Below are 1976 nucleotides of genomic sequence, written 5' to 3'. Positions count from 1 at the left end.
CCGCGCCCCCGGTGGCCGCACCGCCCGGACTCGGCCCCGCCGGCACCTCCACGGTCCACGGCGACGTTGCCTCCACCGACACGATGCCCGGTCGCGGGCCGGGTGCCGACCCCGCGATCGTGGGCGCGCTGACGGGGGCGACCTGCTCGACCGTGTTCGTCGGCACCGACGGCATGCCCGTCGCCCTGTGCACCTCGTACGTGGGGCTCCATCCGCCGACCCCGCTCGCGCCGACGGTCAAGCTCTTCCATCCCGACACCGCGGCGGTGCTCGCGGAGGTGCAGCTGGCCAAGGGTGCCCTGCTGGGCGGGGTGTACGGCTACCTCGACGAGCGTGACCGGGTGGTGGTGGCCGACGGCAACCGGCGGCTCCTCGCCGTGGGGCATCACCGCGACCCGGACGGGACCTGGAGGATGTCGGTCGACGTCCTGGCGGACCTGTCCGCGGGCGTCCCCGCCGGCGACGCGGTCACCGGGCTGATCCCGGCGTTCGACGGGCGGGTCTGGTTCGCGACCTCCGGCGGGGTGGTGGGAACCGTTCGGCCGGGCGACGACGACACCGTGCGCACCCTCGCGCTGCCCGCAGGGGAGAGGATCACCAACGGGCTGACCGTTCGGCCCGGTGGCGCGTCGGTGATCACCACCCGGGCGCTCTACGAGATCGACCTCGAGCCGGACGGGACCCCGGTGGTGCGCTGGCGGCACGGCTACGAGGTGGGTCCGGCGCGCAAGCCCGGCCTGCTGGCGCACGGTTCGGGGACCACGCCCACGTACTTCGGCCCGGGCGACTCGCTGGTGGCGATCACCGATGACGCCGAGCACCCCGACCTGATCGTCCTGCGCCGAGCCGACGGTTCGCAGGTGTGCCGGATGCCGGCGTTCGCGACCTCGCTCGCACCGGACTCCGCCGCACCGGACGGCGTGCTGATCGAGGGGCCCGCGGCCACGGAGAACTCGATCATCGCGGTCTCCGGCGCGCTGGTGCTGGTCAACACCTACGGGTACGAGTACCCGCCGTTCGCCGTCGACGGCCCGGCCGTGCCCGCCTCCGCGCCGTACACCGGAGGGATGACGCGCATCGACGTGCGGGCCGACGGGGCCGGGGGCGCGGACGGCACCTGCTCCCGGGCGTGGACCTCGCTGTCGCGGACGGCGTCGTTGCCCAAGCTCACGACCGGTGACGGGCAGATCCACGCGCTGGCGTACGGGCCGTCGGGGGTGCAGCGAGGGCTTGGCCCGGAGCTCGGACCTCTGCTCGATCAGGGCCTGGCACAGAAGTTCGGCCCGGTGGACGTGACCTCGACGGATGTGGAGACCGGCCGGGAGGTGGCACGCAGCTTCGTGGGCGTGGCTCCGCTGGACGAGCCGATGGAACTCACCGGCACCGTCGTCTCCCGCGGCGATGCCCCGGGCGTGATGTGGCAACCCACGCTCACGCGGATGCTCCGGATCGGCCCCGCGTAGCGGAGTCCCGCTCCTGCGCCCGGACCCGGCCTCCCACCTGCATCGATAAGAGCGTTCCGCACACCTGCCTCTCGGCCGATGCGTGCGGAACAGTCTTCTGGATGGGGTGGGTCGGGCTCAGTCGGTGGGGCGGACGACGGCGACAGCGCACGGCGCCGTCTGGAGCAGCCGCCGACTGACCGATCCGAGCAAGAGTCCGGCGAACCCGCCGTGTCCGCGCGATCCCGTCACCAGGAGCGCGGCCCCCGCGGCCTCGGTGGCGATGGTGGTGGCGGGTTCGCCCACCACGAGGACCAGGTCGACGGTCACACCCGGGTGGCGGGCCTCGTGCGGGGCGAGAGCGTCGGTGACCGCCTTCTCGTCCTCGGCCAACACGCTCTCGGCGAGCTGGTCCAGGTCGAACAGCGAGGCACCCGGGAGCCGGGGGACCTCGACGGAGTGGACCACCCGCAGGGTGGTGCCCCGCCTCTCGGCCTCGGCGAAGGCGAACGCCGCGGCGGGGTCCCCGGCCAC

At 74.0% G+C, this 1976-nt stretch carries 2 protein-coding genes; one reads left to right on the top strand and one right to left on the bottom strand.

The window, feature by feature from the left end:
- The coding region (locus tag G6031_RS13225) for a hypothetical protein (protein WP_187702282.1) at window positions 1-1463 on the top strand (1463 nt) is incomplete at its 5' end.
- A 117-nt stretch (window positions 1464-1580) separates the two neighbouring features.
- Here G6031_RS13225 and G6031_RS13220 read toward each other — a convergent pair.
- Window positions 1581-1976, bottom strand: a 396-nt coding sequence (locus G6031_RS13220) for a universal stress protein (protein ID WP_182653504.1), incomplete at its 5' end; no start/stop codon positions are given.

The sequence above is a fragment of the Dietzia sp. CQ4 genome (assembly GCF_014145125.1).
GTDB lineage: Bacteria > Actinomycetota > Actinomycetes > Mycobacteriales > Mycobacteriaceae > Dietzia > Dietzia natronolimnaea.
Note: the sequence above shows the minus strand (reverse complement) of the source record. Positions and strands in the feature narration are given on the sequence as shown.